Raw genomic sequence first — 25,418 nt, forward strand, 5'->3', positions numbered from 1 at the left:
AGCTCAGGGTGTTTCGATCGTAATGCCCGCCGCGCTGACCATCCGGCGGCTTTGCTCGCCTTCTTTGGTGGCTGCGTCTTCCCAGATGCTGATGGCTTTTGGAATGTCGATGCCATGGCTCTCGGCGTACGCAAACCAAGTGTTCGCCGCATCCGGTTCGGGCAATTCGTGGCTTTGCAGAAAATATTTTCCCATATTGCGCTCACTGAACTCGAAAAGGCGTCGTCGTGGCAGCACGGACCGTGCCGATGATCCGGTTCGACCGGAGCGGGCCGAACAAGTGCGAACGGCTGCATCGCCGGGTCGCGCTGCAGAACTAATCGGCTCGCGACGCGCCTTACTTACTGGTTGGCCGTGCACCGGCGCGCGCGCCGCTTTCGCACGCACGGACGCAGCCGGCGATATGCAGGTCGACGCACGGGCAGACATATCGCACGCGGTTCGACGCGGCGCCCACTCATGAATTGCAACAAGGAGAACGAATATGGCTGAACGGGTCAGCGGCCCTTACCGCGGTTATTACATCAGCGCCACCGCGCGCCTCGTGCCGGCGGCCGACGCGCCGGCCGCGACCGCGGGCAACGCGAGCGGGACTTACGTCGGCTCGGTGAGTCTGGCTGAACACGGTCCGGACGATCCTCACCGCATGGAAACCTTGCTCGAACTCGGCGACGGCCAGCGCTTCGGCAGCGAAGAGGAGGCGCTCGTCTTCGTCGAGCAGGCGGCGCGCGATTACATCGACCGCCTGCTGGGAAGCGCTTGATGGCGGTGCGCAAGGTGAAGAAAAGCGTCGCCGGGCCTGTCGGCAAAACCGCTGATGAAAGCGCTGCGGCAGGGTGGACCTCGGTCCGGCCGCGCGAGTACCATAACGACGTTCTCCGGGGCCGGCCGGTTATCGCCTGCGCCGGTTTCCCGTCGGATCTTTCTGATGAGGCAGCCATGGAAATTCGGTTTCCCGCGGACGCGCCTGCCTACCGCGACTCGAATCTGACCGTTGTCTTTCCCGCGCTGGTGGACGGCGAACCAGTGCCGTGCGCGATCTCGGTCGAAGCGCTCGAAGATCACTTCGGCGCCTACTCCGAGGACATGGAAGGCTGGATGCGCGCTTTCGACGCCGGACGTCCGCGCATCGAAGCGGTCGCGCGCGAGCACTTGCAGATCAGCAACGGCACGCCTGTGTTGCTGAAGAGTGGCCACTTTCCGCCAGGCAACGTGGCGGGGTAGTCGCGCTGCCCGAGTGAGCATGCGGTCATGCGGACTCCGTCGCAACGGCAGCGGGTTGGCGGGGCGGACGCGCTGCGGCGGTGAGCAATCCGCCACAGAGCGGGCCGTGCGAGCCACGGCGAGTTCGCATGCGCTGACCCGATGCGCCGGACGCTGCACAATATCGCGCAACTCGCCGCACAACTCGCAAACGCAACTCGCAAACGCCACGCGCGCAACCCCGACGACCTCTGCGCTTTCGTTCAAGCCGCGCTCGCCGCGCTTCCGTTTGCTCCCGCATTTGCCGATGCCGCCTCGCGCGCGGCATCGAATGCATGGCGAATGCCTTCTTCGTAAGACGTTCTGGCGATCGGGCCGATCAGTTCGGTCAATGCCGAGTCATCGAGCACGAGCGGTTCGGTCATCAGGTAATTCATTTCCACCAGTTCCCGCATCAACGGGTTGAACAGACCGAACACGCGCAGCAGGGTCTTGCCGGCGACCATCAGCTTCGGTTGGCGGCCGGCTAGCGCATAAGCCTGCCGCGCCACTTCGCGTTGCGTGATGGTGCCCGCGCCGGCGAGGTGCCACCAGCGTCCATACGCCTCGGGCGTGCGCGTGAGCTTTTCGACCACCGGTCCGATGTCCGGCAGATAGATGAATTCATGCGGCACATCCACCGGGCCGATCACCTGCGCGCGCTTGCCGGTCGCCGCGGCTTCGAACATGCCGTTCAGCAGACTGCGCTCGATCTTCGGGCCGTAGAAGTCGGGCAGGCGCAGCACGAGCGCCGAGAGACCATCGCGTCCATGTGCCGCCAGCACCAGATTTTCCTGCGCGAGCCGCATTTGGCCCTTGAACGTGTGCGGCTCGCGCGGATGATTTTCGCGGATCGGATTGCCGCGCGCGCGGCCGTACGGATACACCGTGCCGATCAGAATGAAGCGTTCGACGCCCGCCGCCGTCACGCCCGCCAGCGTTCTCTCCATGAGCGGCGGATGTGCGGCGAACTGATCGTAGGGCACGCCGACCAGATAGATCACCGTCTGCAGATCCTGCGACGCCGCGCGGATCGAAGCGGGGTCGTCCGGATTCCACGTGACGATCTCCGCGTGCGGATCGTGGCCGAACGCGGCCTCGAGCGGCTCGCGCGAGCGGCCGACCACCCGGTAATCGCGGCCCGCCGCGCTGAGCGCCGCTGCGATGATCTGACCAGCTGCGCCCGCGGCGCCGAATAAACCCACCTTGCCCGTGACTTGCATGACGACTCCTTGAAGCGGCGCCGTGTCGCGTCCGCATGGATTGTGACTGATGATATAAAATTTAATGAACACTGTTCAGTGAACAGTGTTCAGTTTAATTTGACTTTTCAGTTTGTCAACCCGAGAATGTTCGTCATGGGAATCGCTGAACGAAAGAACCGCCAGAAACAGGCACTGCGCGAACGCATCCTCGATGCCGCGCGGCGCATCGTGATGCGCGAAGGTTTTGCCGCGCTGTCCATGCGCAAAATCGCCGACGCCATCGAATATTCGCCGGCCACGCTGTACCTGCATTTCGCAAGTCGCGACGAGATCGCGCAAGCGTTGTGCGCGGAAGGCTATGCGCAACTGCTGGAGACATTCGTGCCGCTCGCGGGCATTGCCGATCCGGCGGAGCGGCTCAAGGCGCTCGGCCGGGCCTACGTGGCGTTCGGTGTTGCGCATCCGGAAACGTACCGGCTGATCTTCATGGAAGATCCGAGCTACACCGGCGCGGCGCTGGGCGGCGCGGCGAAGGGTAAGGTGGTGGCGAATCCGGCTAATGCCGGTGCGGCGCTAAGCGGTGCGGCGGCGGGCGCCGCAGTGCAGAGCGCGGATCCGAAAACCACGGCGGCTGACGGAGCAAACGGCGAGACGGCCGTTACCGGAGACGATCCCGGCGAGGCCGCGTTGCACATCATGATTTCCGCGCTCGAAGAACTCAAAGCGGCGGGGCGTCTGTCGGCGTCGATGGACGTGGCGGTGTGGGCCGAGGCGTTCTGGGCGAACTTGCACGGCATCGTCGCGCTGAATCTGACGTGTCCCGTGTTCCCGACCGCGCCGCTCGACACGTTGGTGGGCATCGCGCTCGACGCCTGGTTGGGCGCATCGCACGCAACGCAAGCGCCGGGCGCCGCGGTCACCGCTGGCGCACGCAAGAAAAAATCCCCTGAAACGCGTAGCGGGTCGCCGGCGCAACCGGACAACGATCCCGCCGCGCAGCCTTTAGCTAAAAAACCGGCCAAAGCCACAGCGAGCGATGTCGCCGCTCCGGCCGCGAGGCGCAAAAGCACAACTGCGTGATAACGTTCAACTCCACCTCAATTTGCGCGGTTGCGCTTAGCTCACCATGTCCATTTCCGCCTCGCCCGCCGTCAGCGACGAAGTCGCGACTTTCGTAGCCAACCGTATCGGTTTCATCGAACTGGACAGGCCAAAGGCGCTCAATGCGCTGTCGACCGGCATGATTCGCGCGATGCACGCGGCGCTCGATCAGTGGCGCGAAGATCCGGACGTGCTCGCCGTCGTGGTGCGCAGCCGGCACCCGCGCGCGTTCTGCGCGGGCGGCGACATCCGCTTTCTTTATGAGTCGGCGCAGCGCGGCGAACAGGATGTGCGCGACACGTTTTTCATCGAGGAATACCAGCTCAATCACGCCATCTTCACCTTTCCAAAGCCGTATATCGCATTGATGAACGGCGTCGTGATGGGCGGCGGCATGGGTATTTCGCAGGGCGCGCATCGCACCGGCGGTCTGCGAGTCGTCACGAATTCGACGAAGATGGCGATGCCGGAAACTCGCATCGGCCTGTTTCCGGACGTCGGCGCGGGTTGGTTTCTGGCCCGCACGCCTGGCGCGATCGGCCGCTATCTGGCAGTGACCGGCGAAACGATCGGCGCGGCCGACGCGCTTTACGCGGGCCTCGCCGACGCCTATATCGACGACGCGGCCTTGCCCGCGCTGGTCGACACCTTGCGCAGCGAACGTTTCGAGCGCGGCGCGGACGTGGTGGCGTGCATCGAACGCGCGGCGCTCGCGCATCAGGTCGTGCCGCGGCCGGAGGCGTCGGCGCTGGCGAACGGGCGGGCGCTGATCGATCGTCACTTCGCGTTGCCCGACGTCGCGCGGATTCTTGCTTCGCTCCAAAGCGAGCGCGAAGCCGCCGATTGGGCCGAACAGATGATCGCGGTCTTGCGCGAACGCTCGCCGCTGTCAATGGCGGTGTCGCTGGAAGTGGTGACGCGCGCCGAGGGTTCAATGGCCGACGTGCTGCGTGGCGACCTCGATCTGACGCGCTCGAGCTTTCTGCACGGCGACACGATCGAAGGCATTCGCGCGCGCATCATCGACAAGGACAACGCGCCGCGCTGGCGCTTCGCGCGCATCGAGGACGTGATTGCCGCCGACGTCGAGAAGATGTTCGAGAGCCCTTGGCCGGCGAACGAACATCCGCTGCGGGATTTGCGCGGCTAAACCCGAAGAATTGAAGCCAGGCGGGAAGCTATGACGCGCGTAACGCGCGGCATAGCGCCGTTTGTCAATGACCAGCGGCCAAACCGCCCAAGCCGTTTATTCCTCGTCTTCGCTCGCCATGAACGCGCGCATGAACACCAGCGCGCCCCAGCCCCACATCGCATTCGCAGCGAACCCCACGGAGAGGCGCGGCAGCATGTTGCCGCTCGGCCAGATTCCGCGCAGCGGGTCGATCACGAACACGCTCGCCGCCGTCAACGCAATGCCGCCGAACACGAAGGCCGGCACCCACGGCGCACGCCGATGCGGCGCGACGCGCAACAGCCACGCCATCAGCACGGCCCAGAACGCGCTCCAGATCGCGTTGGCAATGAACTCAGGCAAGCCGAGCGGTAAAAACGGCGCAGTCGAAAAACCGGTCGGCTCGATCATCCCGGCTGCGTGCAGCAGCGCCAGCGTCGATTCGTGGAAGAACAGGGAAGCCAGAAAACCGGCGACGAACGGCAGGATGAGTTTTTGCATGCATTGCACCGCCAGGATACAGGCGGCGTGGTTCGCATGGCCTGTACCGGATTATTCGGAAAACGTGCGCCATTATATCTAGACGTACCCCTTTTCCAGCGTACACGCCGCGCAACATCCGTATGCTTTAGCGTCGGGCTAATCACGAAAGTGGAAAACCTAAGCTAAAAAAAATCGTTCAAAAGCCGCAGCCCGATCCATAGACTGTTTCTCCATGCAGACGGCGTTTGCCGCTGTCGCCGTTTAATCGAGCGCATGACGCGCACGTTTGGTCGAGGGAAGCCGTCGCGATGTCCTGCCTGATGCCGATCTTGATCCGCCGCATGGCGCACGCGCGCCGGCCGGTCCGTTGTCGCCGCTAGCGCGCAACGACACCGCATTTTTCCGTCTCTTTGCGCTGCACTGTCCGGCTGTGTGCCGGAGGGATGCGCGCGGCCGGCGTGTGCGCGATCGCTCGACGCACCGTCTTCATTCAATCCAGTTTCGTCCATGCAGGAGCAGCAAATGAATGTGTTCTGGTTCATTCCGACTCACGGCGACAGCCGCTATCTCGGTACGTCCCAAGGCGCACGCGCAGCCGATTACGACTATTTCCAGCAGATCGCCGTCGCCGCCGATACGCTCGGCTACGAGGGCGTGCTGCTGCCGACGGGGCGCTCGTGCGAGGACGCATGGGTCGTCGCGTCGAGCCTGATCGCCGCGACCAAACGCCTGAAGTTTCTGGTGGCGATCCGCCCGGGCATCTCGTCGCCGGGTCTGGCCGCGCGCATGGCGGCGACCTTCGACCGGCTGTCGAACGGGCGTCTGCTGATCAATGTCGTGACCGGCGGCGATGCCGCGGAACTGGAAGGCGACGGCGTGTTCGTCGACCACGACACGCGCTATGAAATCACCGACGAATTCCTGCACATCTGGCGCAAGCTGCTGAGTGCCGCGCATACCAACGACGCGATCGATTTCGAGGGCAAGCATCTGAGCTCGAAGGGCGGCAAGGCGTTGTATCCGCCCGTGCAGAACCCGCATCCGCCGCTGTGGTTCGGCGGTTCGTCGCCGGCCGCGCATGAGATGGCGGGCGAGCATATCGACACCTATCTGACGTGGGGCGAGCCGCCCGAAGCCGTGGCGAAGAAGATCGCCGACATTCGCGCGCGCGCCGCGGCGCATGGCCGCCAGATCAAGTTCGGGATCCGTCTGCACGTGATCGTGCGCGAGACCGAAGAAGAAGCGTGGGCCGCCGCCGACAAGCTGATCAGCAAGCTCGACGACGAGACCATCTCGCGTGCCCAGGCCTCGTTCTCGAAGATGGACTCCGAAGGCCAGCGCCGCATGGCCGCGCTGCACGGCGGCAAGCGTGGCGGCCGCGCGGAACTCGAGGTCTATCCGAATCTGTGGGCGGGTGTGGGCCTCGTGCGCGGCGGCGCGGGCACGGCGCTGGTCGGCAATCCGGAGCAGGTGGCGGCGCGCATGAAGGAGTATGCCGAACTCGGCATCGACACCTTCATTCTGTCGGGCTATCCCCATCTTGAAGAGTCGTATCGCTTTGCCGAACTCGTGTTTCCGTTGCTGCCGAATCGTCGCAACAAGGTGTCGAATGGACCGCTGTCAGGGCCGTTCGGCGAGATCGTCGGCAACAACTATCTGCCGAAGGCGGCGAGTTCGAGCTAAATCTCGAGCCTGGTGCACGTGCCGCACCGGGCACGCTCGGTCATCGACAAGCAATGAGGAACGCGAAACATGGCTGAATCCACTGTGAGCGCCGGGCGGCACGAAGGCGCCGAGGCCGGCGCGGCTTTGCACACGTTGCGCCGGATCGGCGCGCATCTTGCGCCGTGGCTCGCGCCGCTCGCGATTCTGCTGGCGTGGGAATTCGCCGCGAGAAGCGGCGTGCTGTCGACGCGTGTGCTCCCTGAACCGCTCGCGGTCGTCAAGGCCGCGTGGTCGCTGATCCAGTCCGGCGAAATGTGGGCGGACGTGAAGGTCAGCACATGGCGCGCCGTGTCGGGTTTTGCGATCGGCGGCGGCATCGGCCTCGTGCTCGGACTCGCGACCGGCTTGTTCAAGCCCGCCGAGATCGCGCTCGACTCGACCGTGCAGATGATCCGCAACATCCCGGCGCTGGCGATGATTCCGCTCGTGATTCTGTGGTTCGGCATCGAGGAGGAGGCGAAGGTGTTTCTCGTCGCGCTGGGCGTGTTTTTCCCGATCTACGTGAACACCTTTCACGGCATCCGCTCGGTGGACGCCAATCTGATCGAGATGGCGCGCAGTTATGGCGTGAAGGGTTTCGCGCTGTACCGGCACGTGGTGCTGCCTGGCGCGTTGCCGTCGATTCTCGTCGGCGTGCGTTTCGCGTTCGGGCTGATGTGGGTCACGCTGATCGTCGCCGAAACCATTTCCGCGCAATCGGGCATCGGCTACATGACCATGAACGCCCGTGAATTCCTGCAAACCGATGTGGTGGTGGTCGGCATTCTGCTCTACGCGGCGCTCGGCAAACTCGCCGACGTGCTGGCGAAAAGCCTCGAACGCGTCTCGCTGCGCTGGCATCCGGCTTATCAACGAGGAGCGAAATCATGAGCGCCACGATCTTGTCCGCGTCGTTCGGCGGGATTGCCGGCAGCGATCTCGAAGCCGAGTTGGCACACGCCCGCAACGTCGATCATGACGCGTACGAAGCGGCTGCTCTCGAATATGCCGATGCGGTGCGTCATCATCGGCCGCGTGTCGATGCGGGACTATCGGCCGGCGCGCTGTCACGCAACGGCGCACGCCGTGCCGCGGATTATTCGGTGGAGTTGCGCGGCGTGGGCAAAAGCTACGGCGAACGCCAGGTGCTGTCCGACTTCAATCTGTCGATCGAGCGCGGCAGTTTCGTGGCGATCGTCGGCCGCAGCGGCTGCGGGAAATCGACCTTGCTGCGCCTCGTCGCTGGATTGGAAAAGACCAGCTCGGGTGTGCTCGAAAAGCGCACCGAAGACGGCGGGCCAATCGACACTCGCATCATGTTCCAGGACGCGCGCCTGCTGCCCTGGAAGAGCGTGCTGCAAAACGTGATGCTCGGCCTCGGCCGCGGCGCGCGTGAGGACGCGCGTGCCGTGCTCGCCGAAGTCGGCTTGCTGGAGCGCGCCAACGATTGGCCCGCGCAGCTTTCCGGCGGTCAGCGTCAGCGGGTGGCGCTGGCGCGGGCGCTCGTGCATCGGCCGCAACTGCTGTTGCTCGATGAACCGCTCGGCGCGCTCGACGCGCTGACGCGCATCGAAATGCACGCACTGATCGAGCGCCTGTGGCGCGAGCATCAATTCACCGCGCTGCTGGTCACGCACGACGTGCACGAAGCCGTGGCGCTCGGCGACCGGATTTTGCTGATCGAAGAAGGGCGCATCGCGCTCGATCAGCCGGTGCCGCTCACGCGTCCGCGGGCGCGCGCGTCGGCCGGTTTCGCCGCGCTCGAAGAGCATGTGTTGCAACGCGTACTGAAGACGGCGCCGAATGACGACGCGCTGTCCCATCACGCGTACGACGCACGTGACGAAGGCCGTCTCAGGCGGCCGACAGAGGTCCGTTGGGCCGTCTGACATTTGCTTGCCTGACTGTTTCTAAATCGCTTTTCTGGAGTCAATCGATATGGGCATTTCCGCAATCAACGTACGCAATCAGTTCAAAGGCAAGGTCAAGGAAATCATCCGCGGACCGGTCGTGTCCGAAGTCGATGTGGATACGCCGTTCGGTATCGTCACTTCGGTGATCACCACGCGCTCCATCGACGAACTCGAGCTTGCGGTCGGCTCGGAGGTGATCGCGCTGGTGAAGTCGACGGAGGTGTCGATCGCGCGGCTCTGAGGTTCTCGCAATTCAGCCTCGCGCTATTTCGCGTTCGCGCCGCTGGCGGGCGGCTCGTGCGTCATTTTGTCGTTGGTCGGCTTGCTCGGGCGCTTGATCGGCATGTTGTCGGGATTGCTTGAGCCGCCTGAGCCGGAAGCGGCCTCGGGCGGCTTGGCCATCGACGAGTTGTCGTTTTGCGGCGCTGTCTGCGCCGGCTTTTGCTGCGTTTGTGCCGGTTTCGCCGTCTGTGCGAATGCCGCCATGGTGCCGCTTATGCCGAGGCCTGTCGCCAGCGCGACGCCCGTTGCCCATACCGCCCATCTGCTTCGCTTCATATCCGTCCTCCCGGGCGATATCGCCTTACGGTTCGGCGCCGCCGCGCGCTGGTTGAATCACGTTTTCCACGCATTTCGCGTGCCGCGACGCGCCCCTGCATACGTCCCCGAAACTTGCTAGGATGAATTGAGCATGCAGACGGAGACGGCCATGTCAAAGTCATTGAGTCCCGAAGCGGTAGAAGCCTTGCGGCGTCTGAACGACGTCGGTGTCGGACAGGATGCGCCGAAGCTGGCGCAGTCCGTGACAGCCGAATTGCTGGCCGGCGGCCTCGTCGCCGAGGCGAGCGGCGGCGACGTCGAAATCACCTGCAACGGTCGGCAATATCTTTCGGGCGATTGCGATTAATCGTCAGCGCGAGGGCGGCCTGACGTTCGGGCCGGATCGATCCGCGAGCCGTCGAGCGTGCTCGCCGGGACAAGTCTGGCCGTCGCATTGGCGGCGCCACTATGGAGGCGAAGATGGAGCCGAAGGGCCTGGACATGGGGGACTACCAGGAGCGCTATCAGGACTACGACATCGAGGTCGCGGTCGAACAGGTGCTGACGGGCGTCAAAGCGCATTTTCGGGTGTTGCGGGGTGAGGCTGTGGTGGTCGACTGGCGGCTCGTGCATATCGACACCTTATGGTGCACCGAGCATGCCGCAGCCGAGGCGGGGTTCCGCGCGGCGCGCGAAGTGATCGACACGGGCGGCCTCGACGCCGCGCCGCACGTGCCTTCCGCACTTGGGTGAAAGTGCGCACGCGTCCGACTAAGCCGGCTGTCCCGATGCGGTCGCAATGATGTAAACGCAACTGGGCGCCGGCATCCATACTGCATGCGCGGCGCCCAGTTTCCCGGTTGCCCTCGTGAGGCAGCCGGTTCAACGGCAACTGCTTAGTGGCCGAAGAAAACCGATTGCGGGCCCGAAACCGGCTCTTTGGCACCCGATTGCGACGACACGTTGTTCACGCCGCCGTAGGCATTCGATTCAGCGTTGGCACGTTCAGCTGCCACGGTTTGTGCGTTCTGTCCTTGTTGCGAAGCCGGTGCGCCGACCGACGGACGATACGACGGCGCCGGGCCGTAGCCGCTAGCAAAAGCGGGAGCGGCGATCGAGGCAGAAACAGCAACCAGCAGGGCGGCGATGAGCTTGGTCTTCATGGTGTGACTCCGATAACGTTTCGACTTCAATTCAGGAAGGCGTCGCAGGGGGCAGTGAGATGTGTCTGCAACGTCGATGGAAGGCAGTGTATACCCCTACTATCGAAAATTTGTATCGATAATCTGAAAGTACTGTTCTTGGATTTGAAATAATCGGCTGGAAGCAGGCGGAGCAAGCGTCCGCAGTGGTTCGACCCCACGGGCCAGTGGTTTGGGACGTCAAAGACCCGGGTAGCGGTGGGGGTTAATCGCCATGGATAGCATGGCGCGAATCGAATTTCGTTTGGATTCGTCGCCTTGGAGGACGCCTCGATGGACCTGTGGATTCAGCCGTGCGCGGACTGCTTCGAGCTGTATGGCCTGCCTTCCGCGCATCTCCCGCATGACAACCTGACGTTGAACAGTCGTGGGGCGGTGAAAGGCGGGCGCGCGGAGGAGCATTACACGTGCGCGCGTTGTCGAGCGGCGTTCGCGCGTGTCGTTGCCGGTGAACCTCGACAGCAGGTATGGCTGCTGTTGAACGCCGGGCAGCATTGATGGCCTGACCGTCGTGCGAGGGGCAACCGTTTCACGTGCTCTCGTGAATCCGCTGTAAAGTTTTCGGCGCGGCTGCCGAAAACGGGAGCATGAAATACTTCTTCGACTCCAGGCTTGCCGATCGATACGGCTATGGGATGGCTGTGTATATCGCCGCCGAGACTTCCGATCTGCAGCGCGCCATCGATTTGACCAACGCGCGACGCTTGCGCGCCGGCCGGCACCTGCTCGAAGACGCGCGTATCGAGGACGTGCTTTCCGCCATGCTCAATACCGGCTTGCTGAAGGCTAAAACGGATGAAGGCGGAACAAACGTTTCGGGGGCGACTCGCTGAAGCTCGGCGGGTGGTGTTAAACAACTGAAGCGTGGGCGACGAGTATCGCGCCCCGGCCGGCGGATTTGCGCCTTGCGGTAAAATCGGTGTTTTGAATCAAGCCGTCCGACCGCCCCATGTCTTCACCGCACACTCCCAGCCCGCGCCGCGTATCTGTGGCACCCATGATGGACTGGACCGATCGTCATTGCCGTTCCCTGCATCGCGTGATCTCTCGCCATACGTGGCTTTACACGGAAATGGTGACGACCGGCGCGCTCTTGCACGGCGATGTGCCGCGCCATCTCGCCTTCACGCCCGAAGAAGCGCCGGTCGCTCTGCAACTCGGCGGCAGCGAGCCCGACGACCTCGCGCGTTCGGCGAAGCTGGGCGAGCAATGGGGCTACGATGAAATCAATCTGAACTGCGGTTGCCCGTCCGAACGCGTGCAGCGCGGCGCATTCGGTGCGTGCCTGATGAACGAGCCGCAGCTCGTTGCCGATTGCGTGAAGGCCATGCGCGATGCGGTGTCGGTGCCGGTCACCGTGAAGCACCGCATCGGCGTGGATGCCGTGGAAGAGTATGAATTCGTGCGCGATTTCGTCGGCACGATTGCGGACGCCGGTTGCAACGTGTTCATCGTGCACGCTCGCAACGCGATTCTCAAGGGCTTGAGCCCGAAGGAAAATCGCGAGATTCCGCCGCTCAAATACGAGTACGCGTATCAGTTGAAGCGCGATTTTCCGCATCTGGAGATCATCATCAACGGCGGCATCAAGACGCTCGACGAAGTCGAGACGCATCTTCGACACGTCGACGGTGTGATGCTCGGGCGCGAGGCTTATCACAATCCGTATGTGCTGGCCGATGTCGATGCGCGCTTCTATGGGGCGACGCAAACGCCGCTCACGCGCGAGCAGGTCGAAGCGAAGTTGATCGAGTATTGCGCCGCTGAGATGGCGCGCGGCACGTATCTCGGCGCCATCACGCGCCATGCGCTCGGACTCTATCGTGGGGAAGCGGGCGCGCGTGGCTGGCGTCGCGTGTTGTCCGATAGCAAGCGTCTCGCCGCGCGCGATCTGACCATCTTCGATGAGGCAAGACAGCATCTGCGCGAGCCGATCGAAATTTTTGAATAAAGGACTAGGCAAACGAGATTCTTGTTCGTATAATCTCGTTTCTTCATCGACGAGCCAGGTTTTACGGCAAGTCAAGCAGATGTCAGTGGTGGCTGTAGCTCAGTTGGTAGAGTCCAGGATTGTGATTCCTGTTGTCGTGGGTTCGAGCCCCATCAGCCACCCCAAAGAATTTTGCAGTATCAAGCACTTAAGCATCGAGAGCCGTTCCGGATTATAAAATTCGGAACGGCTTTTTTGTTTTCGGAACGGGGGTCCCGATGGGCGGCAAGAGAACGCGGCGTACAACCACAAAAAGAATCTTCGCGGAAAAGGCGACATTCGAGTCTCGAGGCAACTCGGACTTCGGCACAAAACGGCTGCTTGGCAGCGCGGAAGGAAGCGGTACAACACTGATCTATAAGCCCACCGGTGACGACGGATCGATCGCTGAATTTCGGCCTATCGCGTCGATGGACCGTGAGGTGACGCTTTACAAATACCTCCCGCGTCGATATGCCGAAGATCTTGTGCGAGACGGGTCTACGCGGGTGGGGACGCTGTACGACTTCAGACGGATAGAACTTGGCGCTGGTGTGGCGGACCCGAACGAGGGACAGTTGAGGGTCAATCGAAAAATTGGCGGTCAGCTTCACTATTTCCCAGCGGGAACCCAAGAAGCAGAGGCGATGAAGTTTTTCGGCATTTCGGGTGAGGGCGCGGTCCAAAATATTAGTTTTCGACGGGATATTGAGCATCCAGGCGTCTTCGTCTGGTGCTGTTCTACTGAGTTCTCCGCAGATGTCGAAAGCTCGTTAGAAGGTGCTGACGCATGCGTTGAGATTCGCAATGCTGGACTTTTTTTTGACGAACTGACGCGTGCGATCCATGCGGTGAGGCCAGTTGAATTTCTGGGTTTCAGGAAGGTCACCTATACCCCGCGCAATCAGAATTGGGAATCTTATTCGCCAGATATGTCCGCAGCGTTCGTGAAGGATCCGGGGTCGTACGGCGCTCAGAACGAAGTTAGGGCTGTATGGCGTTCACTCGACGGGAATCCTATAAAGGCTGAGTTCCCACGCAGCGCCGCCCTCACTGAATTCTGCGCAATTCGCGAGCTATAAGGACCTCGATGTCGCTTTGAGCGAATAAGGCGGGGCGGCAGTTGAAAGTCATTCTGTTGGGCGCGCGGCTTTTGCCTTACGTCGGTCGTAATGGCGACCGGCATCAACACCGCGCTATCGATACAGCCGTCGACGTCGACCACGACGCCAGCGGTTGCGAGCGGGACTATCGCATCATGAGCAAGCCGATCCGCGTGGCATTCAGCGGATCGGGCTTCAAGGTGCCGGCGCACGTCGGCGCCTTGCAAGCGATCGCCGACGCCGGCTACCAACCCATCGAGCTCGCGGGGACGTCAGGCGGGAGCATTTGCGCGGCGCTCCATGCTGCAGGCATGTCTCTGTCCGACATGAAGACGCTCGCGCTCACGCACGACTGGTCGAACATGATGTCGTTCAGCCCATTCGCTGCGCTGCGCATGCGCGGGTTCTGCGACGGCAAGACGTTACTGGCATGGATGCGGGATCACACGGGCGGCAAGACGTTCGCCGAACTGGCCATCGACCTGACGGCCGTCGCGTCGAACATCGCGAACGAGGGGGCTTTCGACTTCTCCCGCGCGTCGACGCCTGACGTTCCGGTCGCGATCGCTGTCCGCTCGTCGACGTCGATCCCGTTCGTCTTCGAGCCGGTGGTGGTCGGCGCCGCGTTGCTATCGGACGGGGGAATGGTCAACAACATTTCGGTGGATCGCCTGAAGGTGGATGCGGTGCCGCGGCTCGGAGTGCAGCTCGTGAGCATGGAATTGCCACTCAAGCCGAAGGTTCAGCTGTGGCCGCACCAGTTCGCGATGCGACTGATCGACCTGATGCTATCCGCGTGCGAATCGACGCATGTCGGTGCGGCGCAGGCGGCCGGCGCATGTATGGCGTTCGTCGAGACGGGCTATGCGTCGACGCTCGACCGTAACATGCCGCTCGAGATCCGGCAGTGGTTGTTCCGCGATGGCTACGCAGCAGCTACCGCAGCGATCAAGGCGATTGAGGCCTGAATGGCGGTCAGAGCTGACATTCGCGGGCCGCTTAAATAACTTGACACAATTTGCAAGTTTCCGTAATACGTAAGCCGCGCAAGCGGTTTATCTATTTCGGAGTGGTTATGTCAGGTGGTAAGGAACGGATCGGAGGCCTCGACGGCCTTCGCGCGTTGTCGGTGCTGGCGGTCTTCCTCGGGCACACAGGGCTTGTGCCGGTGCCGGGCGGCTTCATTGGCGTCGACGTGTTTTTTGTTCTGAGCGGATTTCTGATCACGCGTATCCTGACGGCCGAGTTCGCGGCGTCGCGCGATATCAGCCTGATGGCATTTTATGCGCGCCGCGCACGCCGTCTTTATCCGGCGTTGATTCTCGTGCTCGTGGGCGTTGCGGTCTACATCTGGAGTTTTAATGCGCCGCAGTCCGCCGAAATGGAAACCCTGCCGGCGCTGTTCTACGTTATGAACTGGGTACGTGGCTTCAAGATCTACGATGCGGCATTCACCGGCCATACCTGGTCGCTGGGGATCGAGGAGCAGTTCTATCTCATCTGGCCGATCATGCTGCTCGTACTTTTGCGCATGTCCGCGCGCCACGTTGTGCACAGCTTGTTCGCCCTGATCGGGGTCGTGATCGTCTGGCGCTGCTACCTGATGAACGTCCACTACATTCCGGCGCGCGTCTATTGCGGCTTCGATACGCACTGTGACGGCCTCCTTGCCGGCGCTCTTCTGTCGATGGCGTCGCGGGAGACGGCGCGCAAGCTCGGCGCATTCTGGCCGCTGGCCGCACTTTACGTGGCCGCAGTGCTGGTCAGTAAAGCTGGCGCGCACGTCGCGTATTCCGAGTTCGGTTTTACGCTGACCGCGCTCGCCGCAGCCAGTCTGATCGCGAAGGTCGTGACCGATCAGGGCGGCGCTGTCGTGCGCGTGCTGAACACTTGGCCGCTCGCCGCGCTGGGCCGTGTGTCCTACGGGTTCTACCTGTGGCACTACGTCGTAATTCACGTCCTGCTGTATGGGGGGGCACGACAGTATCATGGGCTGGTTTGGCAGCACGCCTTATCCGCGAGTCGCGATGGTGGCCTCGGCATTCGTTGTGTCGCTCGCGCTTACGCTGCTGTCGTGGTTCGCGCTTGAGAAGCCGATCATGAAAATTACTTGGCCGACAAGGCGCGAGCATGAAACGACTGGCGCGGTCCATTCTTAAGTTTCTCCTGTCGCCGGAAGGTCCGGCGTACACCTTCCCTGACGGTGTCGAGATCGCGCAGGCAGACGCGTAGGTGTCACGGGTGGCGTACCCCGAAGGGTACGATGCGGGGGAAGCCTGCACGGACGGCAACCCTTATCCGGCGAAAACCGTACAGGCCCGCTCATGGGAACGGGGTTTCAAGGAACGTCAGCGCTATGAAATGAACATCTGGTAGCTGTATCGCTTCCGCTGCATGTTCGACCCGGCATTTCGACTACCAGATTGGATTAAGACCGAATGAGTACCCAGGGTGGCCCCACGGCCTGCAGTTCGCTGAGCGCGGCTTTCGCGCGCGTACGCGCGTAGCGGAGGTGTGAAAAAAATAGGCGTGTTTGGTTCCGACCGGGGTCACGCGCGTGTGGCATGCGTCTTTTTATGGACTCGGAAAACACTGCGCTTCTTCGGCTGCCGCCCAAGACTGGCGAGGGTTGCACGGTCGAAGTAGTGCACTTCGCTCCATTTGGGCCGCGGTCCTCGATGTACTTCGCCTAGGCATCGGCCAGCGTCACGTATGTGGGTGGCGTGTAGGCAAATAATGTGACAATGAATCACGTCGGTCAGCAGGATTGTGTAGGCATAAGTCACCAAAAGTACTGTCACAGCTAGGATTTCGTAGATTTCAGTTAACGCGGATAGACATGGGATGTCTAGGATTGTGATTCGTGTTGTCGTGAATTCGAGCCCCATCAGCGACCCCAAAGAATTTTTGCAGTATCGTTCGCGATATAAGGCAGTTGAAGATTGAAAGCCGTTCCGGATTAAAAATTTGGAACGGCTTTTTTGTTTTCGGAACGGGCTCCGGATAGGCGGAAAGAAAACGCCGCGTATAACCACTAAAATACTTCGCGGAAAGCGGTATTTGAGGCGTGCCCAGGCCACTCGGTTTTCGGCAAAAAACGTCTGCTCGGGAGCGTTGAAGGGCGCGGGGAAATATTAGTTCATAAGTCTACTGGTTGAGGCATCGACCGCGGAACTGCGGCCTACCGTGCCCCATGGACCATGAAGTGACGCTTTACAAATACCTCGCGCGTCGACATGCGGAGGATCTTGTGCGAGACGGGGCTACCCGAAAGGGGACGCTGTACGAGGACGACCTCGCCGTCGACGACATGCCGCAGGCCCGCGATATCTATCCGTATCCAATGACACGGCGCTTCACCCGACCGCCCATAGCTTGCGCGCACCGGCGCCACCAATCAGCGACCTGATACGAACTACGAACGATTCGGCACGTCGGCCTCGATCCGAAGAACAGCGCAACCGTTGCGCGCGCAGGCTGTCCAGGCGCGCTCGCTCGATCGAAAATACCATTCCAAATCCGGCAAACGCTGTTTGACGACGGCCACGCCGCCACAACGTCAGCGTGGAGAAACACGCTGACACTGCAATACTTCAGTTTAAACCGCCGACATTACAAATAAATTTCCGAAAATAAATCCGGCTTACTCCGAAAAAAATATTCGGATCGGTTACCATTCGCCGTCTCAAAATACCAGTTGCTAACCATGCCAGCGGTTTAATCGTATGATTTTTCATCTGTTGTCATATTTCAGACATATAACTTTCGTTATCCTTTCTTTTTCGCTGATTCAAACTACCGCTGGCCGTGAAAATAATTCTGACGCAATCCTTTCGGCAGATATTATAAATCCTCCGCAGAAAATCGCGTTTTGTCATGCTTCGACGATTGCCTTTTCGAAAGGGCATTTGGTGGCGGCGTGGTTGGCTGGCAGCAAAGAGGCCGCTAATGACGTTGGTGTTTGGGTAACGCAATACTCCGGAAAACAATGGGGTGCGCCAGTCCGGGTCGTAGACGGACGTTCGCCTGACGGTGAGGCTCTAACAGTAATTAATCCAATTCTTTTTTCTCCCAGGCACGGTCCGTTGATGCTGTTTTATAGTCGTGGGAAATTGCCGGCGGATTGGCATCCTTTCCGGATGACCTCGCTTGATGGGGGAACCTCCTGGTCGAAGCCGGCTGCTCTTGGCCCTGGTATATCTGGGCCGGCAAAAGATAAACCCGTCGAGTTATCAAATGGAATTGTAATAGCCGGGAGTAGTACCGAACATGACGGATGGAAAGTTCATTTCGAACGGTCCACGGATGGAGCGGCTACCTGGGAAGTCGAATATCCGGCGGCGAGCCCGCGTGCAATTCAGGCAATTCAGCCAACAATTCTCGACCATCGTCACGGCCAGTTGCAGGCGCTAGTCCGGACAAAAAACGGCTTTGTATTCAGCACCAGGTCGAGTGATTGGGGAAAGACGTGGACTGCTCTTTCGCCGGTGGATATTCCCAACTCAAATTCGGGTTTGGACGCCGTGACCCTGATCGACGGGCGCGACGTGATCGTCGCCAATCCGCTACTTACGTCGAAGGTCGTTGGGACCGCCACAGACTAACGGTCCTCATTTCATCTGATCACCAGACTTATCACGAAGTTCTTGACCTTGAGAACGAGGCAAATCAGGAATTTTCTTATCCGGCCGTTATCCAGTCGCCGGACGGGCTGGTTCACGTCACGTACACATGGAAAAAGATTCACATAAAACATGTCGTGATTGATCCAAGCCGAATCCATTAATCCGATCAAACTTCGCTTCTGCGTCTGAGGCGCTGTGAGAAATCACAGCGCCGTTTCTGTTTTTGGGTTTGCGTGTTCAACGCCCATGTCCCCCATGGCCGCCACCGCCGCTGCTCCATGAACTTCCCCCGCCGCTGGCGCTGCTGCCGCCGTGAGATCCGCCATATCCGCCGCCGTGCCAGCCACCGCCGCCGCCGTAGTCAGGGTAATACGGTTGTGCATAGCCGTAGTCGTATCCCGGCGCGACTGCGCATCCGGTCAAACCGGCCGTCACCGCCAACAGTGCCATTGATGCAATGAGCCTGCTCACGATTTTCTCCTTCGTATGTGATTGAGAAAAAACGCGTGCTCAAGAGTTCAGCGGCATTTGTGTCCGCAAATTACCGTTTGCGCATGCTATGGCGTGCCAATCCGGCATGCATGGCGATCGAAGACCGTAGCAGTGAGGCGCGGTGCGAAGCTTTCTAGACCTTCCATGCATGCGACGCTGTAACAGTTAGTTAAATTTTCGAAACGAAACTGTAGGGCGCGACTGTTAAGTTTGCTTCAGACAATTACCTTCGACTCCCGACCGTGCCGCTTGCTTGCCGGGCTGGATGAAAAGATCGCACTCGCCACTGTCAGGACCGCTCGATGCGAAGCCTGCAAGAATCCAGCCGTCAATGAAGCAAGATCCACAGCCGGCTGCCGCATCGGAATTGCGCGCCGAAGCCGACGCCTGCGCCGCGCTCGGCGAACTCGACGCCGCGCTCCAACATTACGAAACCGCCCGTGCGCTCGATCCCACCGACGCGCTCGTCCAACAGCGCTTCGCGGCCACTCTCGCCGCGCTGAACCGTTTTCCCGAAGCCGTGGTCCGCTATCACGAGGCGATCGCGCTCGATCCGCACGACACGGATTCGCATCACGGCCTCGGCTGGACGCTCGAGCAGATGCATCGTCTCGAACAGGCGGTGGACGCCTATCGCGAGGCGACGCGTGTGAATCCGCAAGCCGACGGCTCGCACAACAACTTAGGCAACTGCCTGCAGGCACTCGGCCGTTTCGACGAGGCACACGAAGCGTATCGCCGCGCTATCGAAGCCGCGCCGCAAGTGCCGCTGTACTACCGCAACTTCGTGCAATCCAGGCGCCTCGCCGTCGACGATCCGGTGTTCCTCGCGATGGAGCGTCTCGTCGGCGACGCCGGTTCGTTCACGCCGGCCGATCAGGCGGAGCTTCACTTCGCGTACGGCCAGGCGCTGTCCGATGTGGGCCGCAACGACGCGTCGTTCGAACACTTCCTGAAGGGCAATGCGCTGCACCGCGCCGGCGTGCGTTACAACGAAGCGGAAACGCTAGGCCTGTTCGCCCATTTGCCCGAACTAATGACTTCCGATCTGCTGGCGGCAAAGCGCGGTCTCGGCGACGTATCGCAGACGCCGGTTTTTATCATCGGCATGCCGCGCTCGGGCTCGACCCTGATCGAGCAGATTCTCGCGAGCCATCCTCAGGTGTTCGGCGCGGGCGAGCGCACGGAATTCGGCGAGGCGCTGGTGAGCTGCATTCGCCGCGATCCGGGTGATCCGTTGCGGATCGATATCGAAGCATTGGAAAACGTCGGCGCCGTGCCATTGCGCACGCTTGGCGCGGACTATCTGCGCCGCATGCGCAACGCGCTGCCGGAACTTCAGAGCCTGACTCCAAACGACGCACGCAATCCGGCTGCGAACTACACGCACTTCACGGACAAGTATCCGTTCAACTTCATCAACCTCGGCCTGATCCATCTCGCGTTGCCGAATGCCCGCTTCATTCACAGCCGCCGCGCGCCGTTGCCAACCTGTCTGTCGATTTTTTCGCGGATCTTTCACGACGTGCCGTTCAGCTATGATCTCGGCGAACTGGGCCGCTACTATCGCGCGTACGACGCGTTAATGGCGCACTGGCAACGCGTGCTCCCCGAAGGTGTGATGATCGAAGTCAAGTATGAGGAACTGGTCGACGATTTCGAAGCCAATGTGCGCCGCCTGCTCGCGCATTGCGCGCTCGACTGGGACGAACGCTGTCTGTCGTTTTATCAGACCGCGCGCCAGGTGAATACGGCCAGTTCCGCGCAGGTGCGGCGTCCGCTGTACAAGACCTCGCTGCAGCGCTGGCAGCCGCGTGACGCGTTGCTGCAACCGTTGTTCGACGGCCTCGGCGCGGTGTTGGCGCCGGCGCATCGCCAGGAGGCCGGCGAGGTCGGCGAGGTTGGCGAGGTCGGAACAAGCGGCACGGAGCATCGCTCATGAGCGCGTCGCGTGGCGCCGTGATCTGGATGACGGGACTTTCCGGCGCGGGCAAATCGACGCTCGCCAACGCGTTGCATGACCGCCTGAAGGAAGCGGGGCACGCCGCGATCGTGCTCGACGGCGACGTGCTGCGGCGCGGACTGAACGCCGACCTTGGCTACGCGCCCGAGGACCGTACCGAGAACTTGCGGCGGGTCGCGCATGTCGCGGCGCTGTTCATGCAGCAGGGCTTCGTTGTGATTGCCGCGGTGATTTCGCCTGAGCATCGGCATCGGCGCTCGGCGCGTGAAATCGTCGGCGACGGTTTCGTGGAAGTGTTCGTGAATGCTCCGCTGAACGTCTGCGAAGCGCGCGATGCCAAAGGGCTTTACGCTCGCGCGCGGCGTGGCGAGATCCCGCATTTCACAGGAATTTCCGGACCTTTCGAAGCACCGATTGCGTCGGATGTCGTGATCGAGAGCGACCGGATGCCGATCGACGAGTCTGTCGATCGCCTGCTTGCGCATCTGGTCGCGACGGGGCGTCTGAGCGGTTAGCGCGCGTCGTCCTGAAGCGTCGCGCGCCACGCGCAGCGCGTAACCGTACACGCAGATTTTTCACCCCGCCCGCCGCGTTTCCCTATACCGTTTCGATTTCTCGTGGACAGAAAGCAGAAAGGGTGAAGCGTCGATGCCGACATTGTCGATACGAAAAATCAGACTGAACGTCGAAACACTGGTGCTGGCAGCGGACCTGGCGGGCACGGTGGTGTTCGCGGTCGAGGGTGCGCTCAGCGCGATCCGCGGCGGTCTCGACCTGTTGGGCGTGATGGTGATTTCGTTTGTCGCGGCGCTCGGCGGCGGCGTGATCCGCGATCTACTGATCGGCGATTCACCGCCGAACGCGATCCGTGACTGGCGCTATCCGGCGCTGACCTTCGTCACCGGGTTGCTGACCTTTGTGTTCCATTCGACGGCGCAGCAGTTTCCCGTTGCGCTAGTCACCATGCTCGACGCGGCGGGCCTCGCGCTCTTTGCCGTGGCGGGTGTGGAAAAAGCGCTGCTGTTCGGGATCCGTCCGTTTATCGCCATGTTGATGGGCACACTCACCGGCGTGGGCGGCGGCGTGATACGCGACGTGCTGCTGGCGCGCGTGCCGCTCGTCCTGCACGCCGACATCTATGCAACGGCCGCGTTCGCGGGGGCGTTCATCGTGGTTGTGGCGCGCCGCGCCGGTTTGTCGCCGGGCCCGGCGGCGCTGGCGGGCGGCGCGGCGTGCTTCGTCTTGCGGATGCTCGCCGTGACCCATGGCTGGCATCTGCCGAAGGTGTCGCCGGTTTGAGCGATGAGCGGCGTCGTATGCACGCGCTCAGGCACGGCGCGCTTCGAAGCCGCTTCGCGTTACCGTAACCACCCAGCCGAATGATGCAGCGCCGGGTACACGCCGATAATGAACGCCGCATAAATCGCTGCCATGGTCACGCCGGCAGCGGTGCCCCAGATGTCGCGCGAGGCGGGCCCCTGACGGAAATGCAAAGGCAGTCCGACGACGAGATAGCCGATCAGGAAGAAGATGATCACCGCCCTGACAGGCGAGAGGTCGTGGCCGATAAATTCGAGCAGTGCGGACAAGCTGAATTCAGACATGGACGGACAGGCAAAATGACATGCGGACGATGGCGCGAAGCATGGAGTTCGCGCGAAGACCTACGTGGATTAAAGTCCATTCGGCGGCCAAGGTACAAGCAAAATACCGTGTAAATTTGTGCAGGCCGGCATTGCTTGCACGATGCCTACAGGGCGACTTTCATCCACGCTTCAGGCGCTTCCCATCGCTTTCACCGCGAGGCGATCAACGCTTGCGCAAAGGCTCGAGCAGCGACTTCAACCCGTTGTGATCGATCTCGTGCATTAACGCCAGCAGCCGGCCGATTTCGCCGGGCGGAAAGCCCTGGCTAGCAAACCAGTTTAGGTAATGACCGGGCAGGTCCGCAATCACGCGGCCTTTATATTTCCCGTAAGGCATGACGCGCGTGACCAGCAGTTCGAGATGTTCGGGATTCATGGCAGGCAGGTCGGCGCAGGGAAGCCGCAGCGAAAGATTGTGCGCGAAAAAATGGGTGACGCGCGCTGGAGCGGCATTTTAGCGCGCCAGGCAGAGCTCGGGCGGACATGGTAACGTCAGCGCTTTTCGTCAACCAATCAACAGGACAAGTTCGATGGAATACCGCAGACTCGGCGACTCCGACGTGCAGGTTAGCCTGATCGGTCTCGGCACCATGACGTGGGGCGAGCAGAACACGGAACAGGAAGCGCACGCGCAGCTCGATTACGCACTCGATCACGGCATCAATCTGATCGACACCGCTGAAATGTACCCGGTGCCGCCGCGTGCCGAGACGCAAGGTTCGACGGAGCGCTATATCGGCACATGGCTCGCGCGGCATCGCAGCGCGCGCGAGAAAATCGTGCTCGCCACCAAGATCGCCGGCCCGGCGCGTCAACCGCACAACCCGACCCATATTCGTGGCAAAGGCAACCAGTTCGACCGCAAGAATCTGACCGAAGCACTCGACGATAGCCTGAAGCGTCTGCAAACGGACTACGTCGATCTGTATCAGCTGCACTGGCCGGATCGCAGCACGATGACGTTCGGCCGCCCGGCGTATCCGTGGGTCGACGACGCCTATACGGTGCCCATCGAAGAAACGCTGTCGGTGCTCGCTGAATTCGTCAAGGCGGGGAAGGTGCGTCACATCGGCGTGTCGAACGAAACGCCGTGGGGCGTCGCGCAATTTCTGCGCGCGGCCGAAAAGCTCGGCTTGCCGCGCATCGTCAGCATTCAGAATCCGTACAGCCTCGTGAATCGCACGTACGAAGCGGGGCTGTCCGAATACGCGCATCGCGACAACATCGGCTTGCTGGCTTATTCGCCGCTGGCCTTTGGCTGGCTGACGGGCAAGTATGAAGGCGGCGCGCGTCCGGCCGGCGCGCGCATTTCGCTGTTCGAGCGTTTTCAACGCTACAGCAAGCCGCAAGCGGTGCTGGCGATCACGCGTTACGTGGAGTTGGCGAAGCGCTACGGTTTGTCGCCCGCGCAATTCGCGCTCGCGTTCGTCAATAGCCGGCCGTTCGTGACGAGCAATCTGATCGGCGCGACTTCGCTCGATCAGTTGAAGGAAAACATCGCCAGCGTCGAGGTGAAGCTCTCACCGGAAGTGCTCGCGGAAATCGATGCGCTGCACGAGTTGCAGCCGAATCCGGCGCCTTGATGCGCGAGTGTTGCACGCATGGCTCGAGTGCGGATTGAGTCATGCGGCAATTCGAGTGCCCCGGCTGCGTGGTCGGGGCGTCCGCGAGGTGGTGAGGGTTCGCCTCGGCAATTCTTCCACCTCAAGTATCTTTCAGCGGATTTTCAACTTCCCGCGCACCGCATAAAGCGCGAGCAAACTCGCCACCGCACAGAACATCAGATAGAAGCCAGGCGCGAGCTTATTACCACTTGTGTCGATCAGCCACGTGATCACGAACGGCGCAAAACCGCCGAACACCGTCACGCCGATGTTGTAGCTCACCGCCAAACCGGTCGCGCGCGTCTGCGTCGGGAAAATCTCCGACATCAACGCGGGCAGCGCACCGAAATACGTCGCCTTCAATACGCCGATCCAGATCAGCGCGAGCAGCATCGTCACGAACGAGGGATGCGCGTTCATATACACAAAAGCCGGATATACCGTCACCAGCATCAGCACGGCGGCCGTCGCCATGATACGGATGCGTCCGAGGCTGTCGGACAGATGACCCGCGAACGGCGTCAGCACCGTGAGCACCACGCCCGTGGCGAGCGTCGCCGCGAAGCCGGTCGAGGCAGGCAAGTGCAGTTGCTTGATCGCGTAGGTCGGCATGTACAGGATCATGTAGTTGGCCGCCGTCGAAATGATCAGCGAGCCGACCGCCAGCAGCATGCGGACCTTCTGCGTACCGAACAGATCGCGTAGCGGCGTGCGGGCTTTGGGCTCGGCACTGAACTCGGCGCCTTCATCCACGTAACGGCGGATATAGAAACCCACCGGGCCGATCGCGAGGCCGAACAGAAACGGCACGCGCCATCCCCATGATTCGAGTTGCGCGCTCGTGAGCTGGCTCGTCAGCAGCGCGCCGAAACCGGAAGCGAGCAGCGTCGCCATACCTTGGCTCGCGAACTGCCAGCTACCCATGAAGCCACGGCGCTCGGGCGCATGTTCGACCAGAAACGCAGTGGACGCACCGAACTCTCCGCCCGCCGAAAAACCTTGCACGAGCCGCGACAGCATGATGCCCGCCGGCGCCCACAGACCGATCACCGCATACGACGGCATCACGGCGATCGTCAGGGTGCCGATCATCATCAACGCGATGGAGAGAAGGAGCGACGCCTTGCGTCCGGCGCGGTCCGCGAGCGAACCGAGCACGAGTCCGCCGAGCGGCCGGATCATGTACGAGATGCCGAAGGTGCCGAGCGTGAGCATCAGCGAAATGGCTTCGGTGCGCGCCGGAAAGAACAGCTTCGCGATGGTCACCGCGAAGAATCCGTAGACGACGAGGTCGAACCATTCGAGCGCGTTGCCGATCGACGCCGCGAGAATGATGCGATGGACCTTCGCGGCGGACGGCCGCGCGGCGCTGGCTTGCAGTGTGGACGTGCTCATCGTGGACGTGCCTCGTGACGGATGCGATAACGGCGTGATGCGCCCGATTCGTGCGGGCGT

At 61.6% G+C, this 25,418-nt stretch carries 29 protein-coding genes and 1 tRNA gene; 21 read left to right on the plus strand and 9 right to left on the minus strand.

What is annotated here, in order from left to right; genetic code table 11:
* Positions 1 to 3: 3 nt before the first annotated feature.
* Complete coding sequence (locus B0G81_RS33515) at positions 4 to 195, minus strand: hypothetical protein (RefSeq protein ID WP_106283616.1); 192 nt, start codon at positions 193 to 195, stop codon at positions 4 to 6.
* 289 nt (positions 196 to 484) lie between these two features.
* Between B0G81_RS33515 and B0G81_RS33520 the strand changes: the two genes are divergently transcribed.
* The gene (locus B0G81_RS33520; protein WP_134141467.1) at positions 485 to 763 is read left to right on the plus strand and encodes a hypothetical protein; all 279 of its coding nucleotides are present in this window, start codon (positions 485 to 487) and stop codon (positions 761 to 763) included.
* A gap of 176 nt (positions 764 to 939) precedes the next feature.
* A complete protein-coding gene (locus B0G81_RS33525; RefSeq protein WP_134141470.1) occupies positions 940 to 1,224 on the plus strand; it encodes a DUF1488 domain-containing protein in 285 nt (94 codons plus the stop codon).
* A 242-nt stretch (positions 1,225 to 1,466) separates the two neighbouring features.
* Here the strand turns inward: B0G81_RS33525 and B0G81_RS33530 are convergent, their stop codons facing one another.
* Positions 1,467 to 2,465, minus strand: a complete 999-nt coding sequence (locus B0G81_RS33530) for an NAD-dependent epimerase/dehydratase family protein (protein WP_134141474.1) — start codon at positions 2,463 to 2,465, stop codon at positions 1,467 to 1,469.
* Positions 2,466 to 2,600: 135 nt separating this feature from the next.
* Here B0G81_RS33530 and B0G81_RS33535 point away from each other — a divergent pair, with 135 nt between their 5' ends.
* Both B0G81_RS33535 and B0G81_RS33540 read left to right on the plus strand, forming a co-directional pair.
* A complete protein-coding gene (locus tag B0G81_RS33535) occupies positions 2,601 to 3,527 on the plus strand; it encodes a TetR/AcrR family transcriptional regulator (RefSeq protein WP_134141480.1) in 927 nt (308 codons plus the stop codon).
* 46 nt (positions 3,528 to 3,573) lie between these two features.
* Positions 3,574 to 4,698, plus strand: coding sequence for an enoyl-CoA hydratase/isomerase family protein (locus B0G81_RS33540; RefSeq protein WP_134141482.1), 1,125 nt, complete (start codon positions 3,574 to 3,576; stop codon positions 4,696 to 4,698).
* A gap of 96 nt (positions 4,699 to 4,794) precedes the next feature.
* Here the strand turns inward: B0G81_RS33540 and B0G81_RS33545 are convergent, their stop codons facing one another.
* Entirely contained in the window at positions 4,795 to 5,220 is a 426-nt protein-coding gene (locus B0G81_RS33545; protein ID WP_106307847.1) for a hypothetical protein, read from the minus strand.
* A gap of 504 nt (positions 5,221 to 5,724) precedes the next feature.
* On the opposite strand from B0G81_RS33545, the gene ssuD reads away from it, so the two are divergent.
* The 4 genes from ssuD (at position 5,725) to B0G81_RS33565 (ending at position 9,060) form a co-directional block, all read left to right on the plus strand.
* Entirely contained in the window at positions 5,725 to 6,885 is a 1,161-nt protein-coding gene (ssuD, locus tag B0G81_RS33550; protein ID WP_106283611.1) for an FMNH2-dependent alkanesulfonate monooxygenase, read from the plus strand.
* Between the two features lie 69 nt (positions 6,886 to 6,954).
* The gene (gene ssuC / locus B0G81_RS33555; protein WP_134141483.1) at positions 6,955 to 7,797 is read left to right on the plus strand and encodes an aliphatic sulfonate ABC transporter permease SsuC; all 843 of its coding nucleotides are present in this window, start codon (positions 6,955 to 6,957) and stop codon (positions 7,795 to 7,797) included.
* The gene (locus B0G81_RS33560) at positions 7,794 to 8,795 is read left to right on the plus strand and encodes an ATP-binding cassette domain-containing protein (protein ID WP_134141485.1); all 1,002 of its coding nucleotides are present in this window, start codon (positions 7,794 to 7,796) and stop codon (positions 8,793 to 8,795) included. The genes ssuC and B0G81_RS33560 overlap by 4 nt, the downstream gene beginning before the upstream one ends.
* 49 nt (positions 8,796 to 8,844) lie before the next feature.
* Complete coding sequence (locus B0G81_RS33565) at positions 8,845 to 9,060, plus strand: molybdopterin-binding protein (RefSeq protein ID WP_116116762.1); 216 nt, start codon at positions 8,845 to 8,847, stop codon at positions 9,058 to 9,060.
* A gap of 23 nt (positions 9,061 to 9,083) precedes the next feature.
* On the opposite strand, the gene B0G81_RS33570 is transcribed toward B0G81_RS33565, so the two are convergent.
* Positions 9,084 to 9,377 carry a hypothetical protein gene (locus B0G81_RS33570; protein WP_134141487.1) on the minus strand — a complete coding sequence of 98 codons (294 nt, stop codon included), beginning with the start codon at positions 9,375 to 9,377 and terminating at the stop codon, positions 9,084 to 9,086.
* 151 nt (positions 9,378 to 9,528) lie between these two features.
* On the opposite strand from B0G81_RS33570, the gene B0G81_RS33575 reads away from it, so the two are divergent.
* Both B0G81_RS33575 and B0G81_RS33580 read left to right on the plus strand, forming a co-directional pair.
* On the plus strand, positions 9,529 to 9,726 hold the full coding sequence (locus B0G81_RS33575) for a hypothetical protein (protein WP_041758893.1): 198 nt from the start codon (positions 9,529 to 9,531) through the stop codon (positions 9,724 to 9,726).
* Positions 9,727 to 9,839: 113 nt separating this feature from the next.
* On the plus strand, positions 9,840 to 10,112 hold the full coding sequence (locus B0G81_RS33580) for a DUF6566 family protein (protein WP_134141488.1): 273 nt from the start codon (positions 9,840 to 9,842) through the stop codon (positions 10,110 to 10,112).
* A gap of 143 nt (positions 10,113 to 10,255) precedes the next feature.
* Here the strand turns inward: B0G81_RS33580 and B0G81_RS33585 are convergent, their stop codons facing one another.
* Positions 10,256 to 10,522 (minus strand): hypothetical protein, encoded by a 267-nt coding sequence (locus B0G81_RS33585; RefSeq protein WP_106283605.1) that lies wholly within the window; start codon positions 10,520 to 10,522, stop codon positions 10,256 to 10,258.
* Between the two features lie 626 nt (positions 10,523 to 11,148).
* Between B0G81_RS33585 and B0G81_RS33595 the strand changes: the two genes are divergently transcribed.
* From B0G81_RS33595 to B0G81_RS33625, 7 genes are all read left to right on the plus strand, one after another.
* Positions 11,149 to 11,394, plus strand: a complete 246-nt coding sequence (locus B0G81_RS33595; protein ID WP_134141492.1) for a hypothetical protein — start codon at positions 11,149 to 11,151, stop codon at positions 11,392 to 11,394.
* Positions 11,395 to 11,510: 116 nt separating this feature from the next.
* Positions 11,511 to 12,512 carry a tRNA dihydrouridine(20/20a) synthase DusA gene (gene dusA, locus B0G81_RS33600; RefSeq protein WP_134141493.1) on the plus strand — a complete coding sequence of 334 codons (1,002 nt, stop codon included), beginning with the start codon at positions 11,511 to 11,513 and terminating at the stop codon, positions 12,510 to 12,512.
* Between the two features lie 88 nt (positions 12,513 to 12,600).
* Positions 12,601 to 12,676 (plus strand) — tRNA-His (locus tag B0G81_RS33605).
* A gap of 93 nt (positions 12,677 to 12,769) precedes the next feature.
* The gene (locus tag B0G81_RS33610; RefSeq protein WP_134141495.1) at positions 12,770 to 13,612 is read left to right on the plus strand and encodes a hypothetical protein; all 843 of its coding nucleotides are present in this window, start codon (positions 12,770 to 12,772) and stop codon (positions 13,610 to 13,612) included.
* A 41-nt stretch (positions 13,613 to 13,653) separates the two neighbouring features.
* Complete coding sequence (locus B0G81_RS33615) at positions 13,654 to 14,601, plus strand: patatin-like phospholipase family protein (RefSeq protein ID WP_243856684.1); 948 nt, start codon at positions 13,654 to 13,656, stop codon at positions 14,599 to 14,601.
* A gap of 107 nt (positions 14,602 to 14,708) precedes the next feature.
* Positions 14,709 to 15,722 carry an acyltransferase gene (locus B0G81_RS33620; RefSeq protein ID WP_134141497.1) on the plus strand — a complete coding sequence of 338 codons (1,014 nt, stop codon included), beginning with the start codon at positions 14,709 to 14,711 and terminating at the stop codon, positions 15,720 to 15,722.
* A gap of 1,636 nt (positions 15,723 to 17,358) precedes the next feature.
* Positions 17,359 to 18,237: a sialidase family protein gene (locus B0G81_RS33625; protein ID WP_134141499.1), complete on the plus strand. Its 879-nt coding sequence runs from the start codon at positions 17,359 to 17,361 to the stop codon at positions 18,235 to 18,237.
* A 258-nt stretch (positions 18,238 to 18,495) separates the two neighbouring features.
* Here B0G81_RS33625 and B0G81_RS33635 read toward each other — a convergent pair whose 3' ends face one another.
* Entirely contained in the window at positions 18,496 to 18,729 is a 234-nt protein-coding gene (locus B0G81_RS33635; RefSeq protein WP_134141502.1) for a hypothetical protein, read from the minus strand.
* A gap of 352 nt (positions 18,730 to 19,081) precedes the next feature.
* On the opposite strand from B0G81_RS33635, the gene B0G81_RS33640 reads away from it, so the two are divergent.
* The 3 genes from B0G81_RS33640 to B0G81_RS33650 all read left to right on the plus strand — a co-directional run bounded on the left by B0G81_RS33640 (position 19,082) and on the right by B0G81_RS33650 (position 22,012).
* Positions 19,082 to 20,692, plus strand: a complete 1,611-nt coding sequence (locus B0G81_RS33640; protein ID WP_134141504.1) for a sulfotransferase — start codon at positions 19,082 to 19,084, stop codon at positions 20,690 to 20,692.
* Positions 20,689 to 21,228, plus strand: a complete 540-nt coding sequence (gene cysC, locus B0G81_RS33645) for an adenylyl-sulfate kinase (RefSeq protein ID WP_134141506.1) — start codon at positions 20,689 to 20,691, stop codon at positions 21,226 to 21,228. Before B0G81_RS33640 ends, cysC begins: the two co-directional genes overlap by 4 nt.
* A gap of 133 nt (positions 21,229 to 21,361) precedes the next feature.
* Positions 21,362 to 22,012: a TRIC cation channel family protein gene (locus B0G81_RS33650; protein ID WP_208328579.1), complete on the plus strand. Its 651-nt coding sequence runs from the start codon at positions 21,362 to 21,364 to the stop codon at positions 22,010 to 22,012.
* 59 nt (positions 22,013 to 22,071) lie between these two features.
* On the opposite strand, the gene B0G81_RS33655 is transcribed toward B0G81_RS33650, so the two are convergent.
* Together B0G81_RS33655 and B0G81_RS33660 are read right to left on the minus strand one after the other, a co-directional pair.
* A complete protein-coding gene (locus tag B0G81_RS33655; RefSeq protein ID WP_106283597.1) occupies positions 22,072 to 22,317 on the minus strand; it encodes a hypothetical protein in 246 nt (81 codons plus the stop codon).
* Between the two features lie 205 nt (positions 22,318 to 22,522).
* On the minus strand, positions 22,523 to 22,735 hold the full coding sequence (locus B0G81_RS33660) for a DUF3820 family protein (RefSeq protein ID WP_106283596.1): 213 nt from the start codon (positions 22,733 to 22,735) through the stop codon (positions 22,523 to 22,525).
* A gap of 154 nt (positions 22,736 to 22,889) precedes the next feature.
* Between B0G81_RS33660 and B0G81_RS33665 the strand changes: the two genes are divergently transcribed.
* Positions 22,890 to 23,942 (plus strand): NADP(H)-dependent aldo-keto reductase, encoded by a 1,053-nt coding sequence (locus B0G81_RS33665; protein WP_134141508.1) that lies wholly within the window; start codon positions 22,890 to 22,892, stop codon positions 23,940 to 23,942.
* Positions 23,943 to 24,074: 132 nt separating this feature from the next.
* Here the strand turns inward: B0G81_RS33665 and B0G81_RS33670 are convergent, their stop codons facing one another.
* The gene (locus tag B0G81_RS33670; RefSeq protein WP_134141510.1) at positions 24,075 to 25,358 is read right to left on the minus strand and encodes an MFS transporter; all 1,284 of its coding nucleotides are present in this window, start codon (positions 25,356 to 25,358) and stop codon (positions 24,075 to 24,077) included.
* Positions 25,359 to 25,418 lie beyond the last annotated feature (60 nt).

The organism is Paraburkholderia sp. BL6665CI2N2, from assembly GCF_004366535.1.
GTDB lineage: Bacteria > Pseudomonadota > Gammaproteobacteria > Burkholderiales > Burkholderiaceae > Paraburkholderia.

Coding starts and splice junctions, on each gene's coding strand:
- B0G81_RS33515 (WP_106283616.1), bottom strand. CDS start 195: ATGGGAAAATATTTTCTGCAAAGCCACGAATTGCCCGAACCGGATGCG.
- B0G81_RS33520 (WP_134141467.1), top strand. CDS start 485: ATGGCTGAACGGGTCAGCGGCCCTTACCGCGGTTATTACATCAGCGCC.
- B0G81_RS33525 (WP_134141470.1), top strand. CDS start 940: ATGGAAATTCGGTTTCCCGCGGACGCGCCTGCCTACCGCGACTCGAAT.
- B0G81_RS33530 (WP_134141474.1), bottom strand. CDS start 2,465: ATGCAAGTCACGGGCAAGGTGGGTTTATTCGGCGCCGCGGGCGCAGCT.
- B0G81_RS33535 (WP_134141480.1), top strand. CDS start 2,601: ATGGGAATCGCTGAACGAAAGAACCGCCAGAAACAGGCACTGCGCGAA.
- B0G81_RS33540 (WP_134141482.1), top strand. CDS start 3,574: ATGTCCATTTCCGCCTCGCCCGCCGTCAGCGACGAAGTCGCGACTTTC.
- B0G81_RS33545 (WP_106307847.1), bottom strand. CDS start 5,220: ATGCAAAAACTCATCCTGCCGTTCGTCGCCGGTTTTCTGGCTTCCCTG.
- ssuD (WP_106283611.1), top strand. CDS start 5,725: ATGAATGTGTTCTGGTTCATTCCGACTCACGGCGACAGCCGCTATCTC.
- ssuC (WP_134141483.1), top strand. CDS start 6,955: ATGGCTGAATCCACTGTGAGCGCCGGGCGGCACGAAGGCGCCGAGGCC.
- B0G81_RS33560 (WP_134141485.1), top strand. CDS start 7,794: ATGAGCGCCACGATCTTGTCCGCGTCGTTCGGCGGGATTGCCGGCAGC.
- B0G81_RS33565 (WP_116116762.1), top strand. CDS start 8,845: ATGGGCATTTCCGCAATCAACGTACGCAATCAGTTCAAAGGCAAGGTC.
- B0G81_RS33570 (WP_134141487.1), bottom strand. CDS start 9,377: ATGAAGCGAAGCAGATGGGCGGTATGGGCAACGGGCGTCGCGCTGGCG.
- B0G81_RS33575 (WP_041758893.1), top strand. CDS start 9,529: ATGTCAAAGTCATTGAGTCCCGAAGCGGTAGAAGCCTTGCGGCGTCTG.
- B0G81_RS33580 (WP_134141488.1), top strand. CDS start 9,840: ATGGAGCCGAAGGGCCTGGACATGGGGGACTACCAGGAGCGCTATCAG.
- B0G81_RS33585 (WP_106283605.1), bottom strand. CDS start 10,522: ATGAAGACCAAGCTCATCGCCGCCCTGCTGGTTGCTGTTTCTGCCTCG.
- B0G81_RS33595 (WP_134141492.1), top strand. CDS start 11,149: ATGAAATACTTCTTCGACTCCAGGCTTGCCGATCGATACGGCTATGGG.
- dusA (WP_134141493.1), top strand. CDS start 11,511: ATGTCTTCACCGCACACTCCCAGCCCGCGCCGCGTATCTGTGGCACCC.
- B0G81_RS33610 (WP_134141495.1), top strand. CDS start 12,770: ATGGGCGGCAAGAGAACGCGGCGTACAACCACAAAAAGAATCTTCGCG.
- B0G81_RS33620 (WP_134141497.1), top strand. CDS start 14,709: ATGTCAGGTGGTAAGGAACGGATCGGAGGCCTCGACGGCCTTCGCGCG.
- B0G81_RS33625 (WP_134141499.1), top strand. CDS start 17,359: ATGATTTTTCATCTGTTGTCATATTTCAGACATATAACTTTCGTTATC.
- B0G81_RS33640 (WP_134141504.1), top strand. CDS start 19,082: ATGAAGCAAGATCCACAGCCGGCTGCCGCATCGGAATTGCGCGCCGAA.
- cysC (WP_134141506.1), top strand. CDS start 20,689: ATGAGCGCGTCGCGTGGCGCCGTGATCTGGATGACGGGACTTTCCGGC.
- B0G81_RS33650 (WP_208328579.1), top strand. CDS start 21,362: ATGCCGACATTGTCGATACGAAAAATCAGACTGAACGTCGAAACACTG.
- B0G81_RS33655 (WP_106283597.1), bottom strand. CDS start 22,317: ATGTCTGAATTCAGCTTGTCCGCACTGCTCGAATTTATCGGCCACGAC.
- B0G81_RS33660 (WP_106283596.1), bottom strand. CDS start 22,735: ATGAATCCCGAACATCTCGAACTGCTGGTCACGCGCGTCATGCCTTAC.
- B0G81_RS33665 (WP_134141508.1), top strand. CDS start 22,890: ATGGAATACCGCAGACTCGGCGACTCCGACGTGCAGGTTAGCCTGATC.
- B0G81_RS33670 (WP_134141510.1), bottom strand. CDS start 25,358: ATGAGCACGTCCACACTGCAAGCCAGCGCCGCGCGGCCGTCCGCCGCG.